Here is a 6,983-nt window from a genome sequence, read left to right as displayed (position 1 = left end):
TTGTCTTGAGTGCTTGTGACACTGGGCAAGGTAAAGTGACTGGCGATGGCGTGATTGGACTGTCTCGCTCTTTAATTACGGCGGGTGTCCCTAGTGTTATCGTCACTTTGTGGGCGATACCGGATAATCCTTCGGCTTTGTTGATGACCGAATTTTATCGAAATCTGCAACAAAACTCGGATAAGGCGCAAGCTTTGCGGAGTGCGATGCTGACGACGATGAAACAGTATCCTAACCAACCCAGCGCTTGGGCTGCATATACGTTGATTGGGGAAGCTGAGTAACCCCCGCTCCGCTGTTTACGAGTCTATATCCCTACTGCGAAATGCCTTTTGAGATGAACAACCCTCCCTCAGTACATTGGGATTGCTCCCGGTGCAGATGGATAGACGATAGCGTGTGAGCGATCGCACTTTTTAATTACACCAATGCTCAGTAATTTAGATATCTGCCCAACCAAAAATTAACTTGAAAAGAGCGATATTAACAAAGACTTATTACGTCCCAATTGGAACTGGGGCAGCAATCTCTTTCAATTTTCAGACGCAAGTACAAACGATTGATACACGCGACAGCAGTTCATCTCATTTAATCACTAGCCGATTGTCTAGACACTTAACTAAACATTTAATTAGAACAGCTACTTGACTAAGTAGTTTGTCCCAGCAAAAGACTTCTCTAAATGGGACAATTAATGGGGTACTTTTCGGACACTGGAAAGAGCATCCTGGTCGCTAAATTTTTAGGGGTTTAGATGGGACAGTTAAAGCTGTATCGGGTTGCCATTTATTGTCGCGTTTCCACGGATGAGCAAAGTTGCGAGCGCCGAGAAAGAGACTTGGTTAGTTACGCACAACTATCGGGTTTGGAAATTGTGGCAGTTTATAAGGAGACAGCGTCAGAGGCGCTAGACCTCTTTTGCGCCAGATACTACCCCCCGCCGTTCGTTATAGCGCCTTGTTAGGCTCATGACCCGACAATGAAGGTGGACAGATTTCCATCTTTTGAATTAAGCCATGCTCAATGGTATAACGATGACCAACGTGCTCATCGGCAAGCACAGCTCCGGCAAGATCGTGCACGACCTGATGCACCTCCACCAAAACCTGCCCAGCATCCTCCGGGCAAAAGGCAACCGGCTCGACGTGTGGATTAATTTCGCTCCACTGCTCCGTCCAGTAAGCGCGGACTTCTTCAGTCCCACGAATAAAACCGCCTTTGAACGCTTTCGGCCAAGCCACGTCGGGAGTCATGAGGGCGAGGGCAGCATCAATATCTCGCGCGTTGAAGGCAGCATACGCCGCGCGTATCAGTTCAATTTCTGGTGCAGATTTATCTGACATAAGAGGTGTGGTGAAGTATATGCGGCAGGGCTTTATAGCCCACGAAAAATCAAGCTTTCGCCCCAGTTTGACACAAGAGGGTTAGACTGCCATCTGTAAGCGATCGCTAACCCCAGTACTTTAACAACGCATCTTCCCCGCTCCAATTGACACAACTCAATCTCCCCCTTCAACTTCTGCCAAAGCCTCAGCCAGTAGAATTCGCAGCACTTCAGATTTCTTCCTACCAGTGCGATTGGCAAGATTGGTAAGACGGCGGTGCATTTCTGGCGAGAGGTCTAGGCTAACTCGAATGGGTCGCTCTTTGGGTGATTCCTCTTTTTGTAATTTTTCCAGCAGCCCTCCAGGTTCTGAAACGGGTGGGGAAGAAGACGGTTTTTCATCTGCTGGTTCAGGCTCTGGTTCGCCAAAGATAAATTTGTCAGCAGCTGCATTCAAAGTTTTTCGGGGTTTCTTGGGAGTCATTTGAGTAACTTCAGAATTTCCTTGAACAAAGATTCAAATTCCTTGGCTGATTCTTCTGCCCCTCGGACCTCCCAAATAGATGCCTCCTGAGAAAAGCAATCAGAAATTGCCTGTTTTTGGTGAATCACTGTTTTGAGCAGGGTGACGTTAGAAACTTGGCCCAGAACATCTAATGCCTCTTTCTTCAGCCGAGTTCCCTTGAATGCACGATTGAGAAAAATGACGGGTTTAGGCAAACCCCCAGAAATTTTTTGAGCGGATTTGATTAAGCGAAGTACATCGCTAGCTGAGTGCAGGTCTAAGCCTGTAGGTTGAATCGGCGTAGCGCAGATATCGGATAAGCACAAAATCGCTCTGGTGCTTTCACTGGTATTGGGCGCACCGTCAATGACCAAAAAATCTGTCTGTTCTGATAAATCTGGGATTTGCTCAATTAAGTCGTTGGCATCTGAAAGCTTAACTGTGGGAATGGGGAGTTGCATTGAAGAAAGCCACAGCGAACCGCTGCCTTGTGGATCGGCATCCAAAAAGCTGACGGTTTTCTTTTTTCGGTGTAACCAGACAGCGAAGCTGACGCTGGCTGTGGTTTTTCCACAGCCCCCTTTTTGATTGCAGAAGGCAATAACAGACATAGGCCTAGCTACTTAATTCAGTTACTCGACTCAATTACTTAACTCAAAAGCTTAAAGTAACTACTTGCTTGACCCGTAAATTCAGTATGCCAGAATAAGGGGTTTAGACTCCACCGAAAAGGACTCTTTTCGGTGGAGTTGCCCTCCTTTGGCTTTACTCCAGGTTTGGGTCGAGGTCGCCACAGTGGCTTGAGGGTATTAACTATCTGGTTAAATAAACGTTTTTATTGAACCCCAAAGCGATGTTTGAAGTGTTTTTGTGAGAGAGTTTGCGCTATTGTGTAATTCATCATCAGGACATTTTTCAATTGCTATGTCCTAATTTTTCTACTTTTTACAGCTTTAGCAACCAAAAGGCAACCTAATCTAATCTAAAAGAAGGTCTATTTCTTCTCCAACAGTCGATTTATTACATTGTGTTGCTATATCTAACTCTCCGAAATTAGAAAATCCGTAAATATACTCTACTTACAGCGTGAGTTCTCGCTTAGGTTCTATCTATGAGCCTGATGGCTCTCAATTATTTCTTAACTGAACTAAATACAAGAAGTTATTTGTGACTATGGCAACGCGATCGCACGACCCCCAAAAAGCTCCGCAAAATTCTACTTTCGTACCAGTTAACAGCCAGTTTAAGCCGCGCCCTTTCCCAGTTCAGGAGAAACCCCAAACTCACGAAACACCAGACCTACAGGCACAACTAGAAAGTGCCCAGCGTTTTGGTCACAATTTCGCCAATATTTCAAGCCAAAGTCCTGACATCCCAATCCCAACACCGTCACTGATTCAACCGAAACTCACGATTGGAGAGCCAGGAGATAAATACGAACAGGAAGCAGACAAGACAGCAGCAGAAGTGGTGCAGCGGCTTCATGCACCGATGCCGAGTTATGGAAGGGATCTTAGCCAGCCCGAAAGTCAGTTGGCTCAAACCATAAAAGCTGGCATGGTGCAAAACTCTAACTCGATTCATCAACAGGGAATCCCAAATCATCAAAACAAATTGATGAGAAAGTTGGATGTACCCACCCTCCAACGCGAGGTGATGCCAGAAGAGGAAGAAGAAAAAGAACTCCAGATGAAGCCGATGATACAGTGTCAGTCTAGTGAGGATGGGAAACCCGCCTCACCGGATCTCGAAGCAACCATCCAACAGGCACGAGGAGGCGGACAGCCACTCGCACAGAGCATCCTGGAACCGATGGAGCAGGCATTTGGAGCTGACTTCAGCGGGGTGAAGATTCATACGGATGCTCAATCTAACCAGTTGAATCGCTCAATCCAGGCAAAGGCATTTACGACTGGGCAAGATATTTTCTTCCGGGAGGGAGCGTATGAGCCGGGAAGCCGGGGTGGGCAGGAGTTGATTGCCCACGAGTTGACGCACGTTGTTCAACAGAATGGTAGTGCAGTGCAGCGATCGCTGCAACCCATTACTCCCACAGTTACTCAAACGACGCTTCAGCCACAGCTAATTCAAAGGAATGAAGATCATGCCAAAAAAATCGTCCCTCTCTACGATCTAGATCGAACCTACGATTCTTGGAATTCCATCCTGGCAGCAAAGGACAAGTTCCTACCGGAGCAATGGGAGAGAATTGAAGCAGCCTATCATCTGGGCGATGATGGAATGCCGATAATTCGCGATCGCTCAGGCAAGCAAATCTCCAACCAACTCCTAAATCCAGAGGAACAAGGGAAGCTAGACACTAAGAAGCAAGGGCTGACACTTGATAGTGCCCACATGAAAATTTTGACTTACCTTGAAGAAAAAGTGGCTGAAAAACTTGGCTCTGCTGGAGTGGCTCAGTTTTATCGGGGGGCGCATATCGTCTTTCAGGACAATGGGGCAGTTTACAATGGCGTGAAACAACTGGGGATGCCCATTGCAGCTAAAAATGAAGACAATAGCATCAAGTCAAAAACTGAATTTGTAGGTAAGACAGGAACAAATCTCGGCGGATATTGGGGCGATGTTGAAGGTCAGAAAGCCGGAAAAATGTTTACCCGTCGTCCCGAAAATAGCGAAACATCCCACTATCAACCGAATATAGTAGACGATAAAGATAAGCGACTTCCAGACGAGCACCAACCTTTTAAGGACGTACCATTCTGGGGCAAACAATGGTACGGAAAGGAAAAATTTGAGAAGAAAAATGAGGGCTACGATTCTGTCAATGCCGAACCCCAATTGGGGATCGATCTACCAGAATCTGTTAAAGGTCATATTCTAGTCGGCATTGTGCCAACTAACATGAAAGATCCCAATGATGATTCCGCAGGTCATACCTTTATTCAAACTGAGGGAGCTGGGTTCCAAAACTTTAATGAGGCCAGCATAGCCCACGGTCAAGGATACCTGGCTAATTCAGGGTATGGAGGCAATCAAGTAGGTACACAGACTGGCTTAGTGGGTAAAACCCTGCACAGCGAGAAAACAAAGACAGAGATCCGAGAGCATGAAAATGTCAATGTGAATGCGACCTGGACTTGGAATAAATTATATCAAGATGCACAAGAGTTCTATAAACAAGAAAAGTTGTCATACTACAAAGCTTTGGCAAAAGACTCTGGCGTTCCCAAACCTTTAGATACATCTGGGACAGATGATGTGAATTTTACAGAGCAAGATTGGGCGTGATTGCCACTGCAATTCATCGTCGATTTTGAAGTCTGATTATTCATCTCATATGGGCGCAAGATGCGGCTGGACAGAGAGATAAGAAAAATTAGGAATGGAGAAATATCACAATTATTGAGTGATCGCACAGCTAAAACCTTCGCTTGGGATACCTGCACTTTTCTGCATCTCCAGCTCCTACCGCAGCGTTCTTCATAGCAGTAATGCCAGAACCAATGACGTGGGTTCGCAGCGTCGCGTGACCCGGCAACTTTGGGGTAAGTGGCAGATGCCCCACACTTAAGCCTCTTGGTTTTGGTGTATGGGTAAATCGTCCCGCTTGCTTGTTTCCGCTTTGGTTCTAGGGGATGAGACCAGGCGCAGACTCCGCACCCGTCTTTAGCGCTTAGTAGCGGTTGCGAACAGCTCGGACAGGTAAAGGACTCGCTTGAGGGCGACTCTTGGATCAAGGGCATTGCCCAAAGCTTTTCGCCTTCTGCGAGTAGCTCTGTCGCCGTTCTTGACTCCAGCGGGGATGTCCATCCCACTGGCAAACGGTAATGCTGCTCTAACCAGTCCGGGTTTAGACACTCGCCCTTCTGGAGAAGTTCTAAACTCTTCAACTGCGTTTCGAGCTTGGTCGAGCCAGGGGGTCGCCCTTTCCCACTGTGGCTTAAGGCGCTGGGAGACTCCAACCAGAAGTAGCCGCTCTCTAAGAAAGGACGCTCCAACGTGTCCTGACCCGATAACAATCCACTCCGTATCGTACCCGCACGAGTCGAGGCATGATAAAAAGTGTCGGAAATAAGTCCGTCCGCTTCTTGGTCTGTAGGGGCAGGTGAGAATTCCGGGCACGTTCTCGATGGCGATGAAGTTCGGCTGTATCTCCCTGATGGCTTCGACGATTGCCGGGAAACAGTTCCGTTCGTCGTCCGCGCCGAGCCTTTTACCCTGGATTGAGAAGGGTTGGCACGGTGGGCTGGCCGTAATGGCGTTTGTGTAGCAACTGACCCAAAAACAACGCTAAGGGCAATACTTCTGCATTTTTGTCTATTTATGGGTAAGTTTAAAAGACTTAAGAGGGTAGAGAGCTGATAAAACTGTACCCAACTTAAAATACCCATTAATCATTTATGAGCAAGTTAGCCTTTGCAGGGTAAGAGTTTCAAGCTTAACGTTGTTTTTTGGACGCTTGCTACACAAACGCCGAGTCCTGCTCGATCAACCCAGATCGGTCGATTTGAGCTGAGAGAGAGCTTTCCTCCAAGTCGGAATAGATTACTTTCCCGACTAGCGATCGCATTCAGGGTTGGGATTTAGGAATCCTTTTCAATAAAAACAGAACCTTCTATTGGAGTTGAGGAAGCATTTTCCTCCAAGTTGTCATACATAGATTTCTCAACTGGCGATCGCGCTGGTGTCCGATCCTCTTCTACATCGTCATAGCTCCATTTCCCGACTGGTGATCGCATTCAGGGCAGGGATTCAGGAATCCTTTTCATAAAACCAGAACCCTCTATCGGAGGTACGCCATTCAGAATTGCGCCCCAATTAGCATTGAACCTACATTCCGCAGGTTCTGGGTAGAGTCAAAGAGATTTTTTGAAAGAGGAGTCAACGGCAACCTACGCCAAATCAAGCTGTTAGGTCAACAGAGTTGATAATAACGACTGGCATCGGTTCCCAAAAAGCGGAGAATTTTCCGTCGTTCGGGTGTGAGATTGGTAATCTGCTTGAGGTCATCGACAATCAGCAGATGCACCGCCTGGAAACTCAGAAACACCCAACGCAAACTAGGACGTTGAGTTATCCCTCTTCTGTCACTTTCCGAGTATTCTGAATAAAAGGATTAAAAGAAAAAACTCTGGAAGGTAAGTAGGGCAATGGATGTAGAATTACAAATTCTGAAACATTTAGCAAGAG

Annotated in this window: 10 protein-coding genes; 4 read left to right on the top strand and 6 right to left on the bottom strand. The window is 46.8% G+C overall.

All coding sequences use genetic code 11. The features are described 5' to 3' along the window. Both NDA03_RS27635 and NDA03_RS27630 read left to right on the top strand, forming a co-directional pair. The coding region (locus NDA03_RS27635) for a CHAT domain-containing protein (RefSeq protein ID WP_348239809.1) at positions 1 to 284 on the top strand (284 nt) is incomplete at its 5' end. 470 nt (positions 285 to 754) lie between these two features. Continuing rightward, complete coding sequence (locus NDA03_RS27630) at positions 755 to 964, top strand: recombinase family protein (RefSeq protein WP_348239808.1); 210 nt, start codon at positions 755 to 757, stop codon at positions 962 to 964. Here NDA03_RS27630 and NDA03_RS27625 read toward each other — a convergent pair. From NDA03_RS27625 to NDA03_RS27615, 3 genes are all read right to left on the bottom strand, one after another. Continuing rightward, positions 948 to 1,343 (bottom strand): nuclear transport factor 2 family protein, encoded by a 396-nt coding sequence (locus tag NDA03_RS27625; RefSeq protein ID WP_190416185.1) that lies wholly within the window; start codon positions 1,341 to 1,343, stop codon positions 948 to 950. The two genes, NDA03_RS27630 and NDA03_RS27625, sit on opposite strands and share 17 nt — an antisense overlap. Before the next feature lie 156 nt (positions 1,344 to 1,499). Beyond that, positions 1,500 to 1,808, bottom strand: a complete 309-nt coding sequence (locus NDA03_RS27620; protein ID WP_348239807.1) for a ribbon-helix-helix domain-containing protein — start codon at positions 1,806 to 1,808, stop codon at positions 1,500 to 1,502. Next, entirely contained in the window at positions 1,805 to 2,440 is a 636-nt protein-coding gene (locus NDA03_RS27615; RefSeq protein WP_348239806.1) for an AAA family ATPase, read from the bottom strand. Before NDA03_RS27615 ends, NDA03_RS27620 begins: the two co-directional genes overlap by 4 nt. Positions 2,441 to 3,002: 562 nt before the next feature. On the opposite strand from NDA03_RS27615, the gene NDA03_RS27610 reads away from it, so the two are divergent. Continuing rightward, a complete protein-coding gene (locus NDA03_RS27610) occupies positions 3,003 to 5,081 on the top strand; it encodes a DUF4157 domain-containing protein (protein WP_348239810.1) in 2,079 nt (692 codons plus the stop codon). A 378-nt stretch (positions 5,082 to 5,459) separates the two neighbouring features. Here the strand turns inward: NDA03_RS27610 and NDA03_RS27605 are convergent, their stop codons facing one another. Continuing rightward, positions 5,460 to 5,651 (bottom strand): hypothetical protein, encoded by a 192-nt coding sequence (locus tag NDA03_RS27605; RefSeq protein WP_348239805.1) that lies wholly within the window; start codon positions 5,649 to 5,651, stop codon positions 5,460 to 5,462. Positions 5,652 to 5,855: 204 nt separating this feature from the next. Between NDA03_RS27605 and NDA03_RS27600 the strand changes: the two genes are divergently transcribed. Beyond that, complete coding sequence (locus tag NDA03_RS27600; protein WP_348239804.1) at positions 5,856 to 6,020, top strand: hypothetical protein; 165 nt, start codon at positions 5,856 to 5,858, stop codon at positions 6,018 to 6,020. 356 nt (positions 6,021 to 6,376) lie between these two features. Here the strand turns inward: NDA03_RS27600 and NDA03_RS27595 are convergent, their stop codons facing one another. Together NDA03_RS27595 and NDA03_RS27590 are read right to left on the bottom strand one after the other, a co-directional pair. Next, complete coding sequence (locus NDA03_RS27595; RefSeq protein WP_348239803.1) at positions 6,377 to 6,532, bottom strand: hypothetical protein; 156 nt, start codon at positions 6,530 to 6,532, stop codon at positions 6,377 to 6,379. A 176-nt stretch (positions 6,533 to 6,708) separates the two neighbouring features. Further along, the gene (locus NDA03_RS27590; RefSeq protein WP_348239802.1) at positions 6,709 to 6,843 is read right to left on the bottom strand and encodes a hypothetical protein; all 135 of its coding nucleotides are present in this window, start codon (positions 6,841 to 6,843) and stop codon (positions 6,709 to 6,711) included. Positions 6,844 to 6,983: the final 140 nt, after the last annotated feature.

This window comes from Trichocoleus sp. Lan (genome assembly GCF_039961855.1).
Lineage (GTDB): Bacteria > Cyanobacteriota > Cyanobacteriia > Cyanobacteriales > FACHB-T130 > FACHB-T130.
The sequence above is the reverse complement of the archived record's forward strand: the minus strand, read 5'-3'. Positions and strand labels throughout refer to the sequence as shown.

Bases quoted from the DNA above. Each gene is read 5' to 3' on its own strand.
- NDA03_RS27630 (WP_348239808.1), top strand. From the start codon at position 755: ATGGGACAGTTAAAGCTGTATCGGGTTGCCATTTATTGTCGCGTTTCC.
- NDA03_RS27625 (WP_190416185.1), bottom strand. From the start codon at position 1,343: ATGTCAGATAAATCTGCACCAGAAATTGAACTGATACGCGCGGCGTAT.
- NDA03_RS27620 (WP_348239807.1), bottom strand. From the start codon at position 1,808: ATGACTCCCAAGAAACCCCGAAAAACTTTGAATGCAGCTGCTGACAAA.
- NDA03_RS27615 (WP_348239806.1), bottom strand. From the start codon at position 2,440: ATGTCTGTTATTGCCTTCTGCAATCAAAAAGGGGGCTGTGGAAAAACC.
- NDA03_RS27610 (WP_348239810.1), top strand. From the start codon at position 3,003: ATGGCAACGCGATCGCACGACCCCCAAAAAGCTCCGCAAAATTCTACT.
- NDA03_RS27595 (WP_348239803.1), bottom strand. From the start codon at position 6,532: ATGCGATCACCAGTCGGGAAATGGAGCTATGACGATGTAGAAGAGGAT.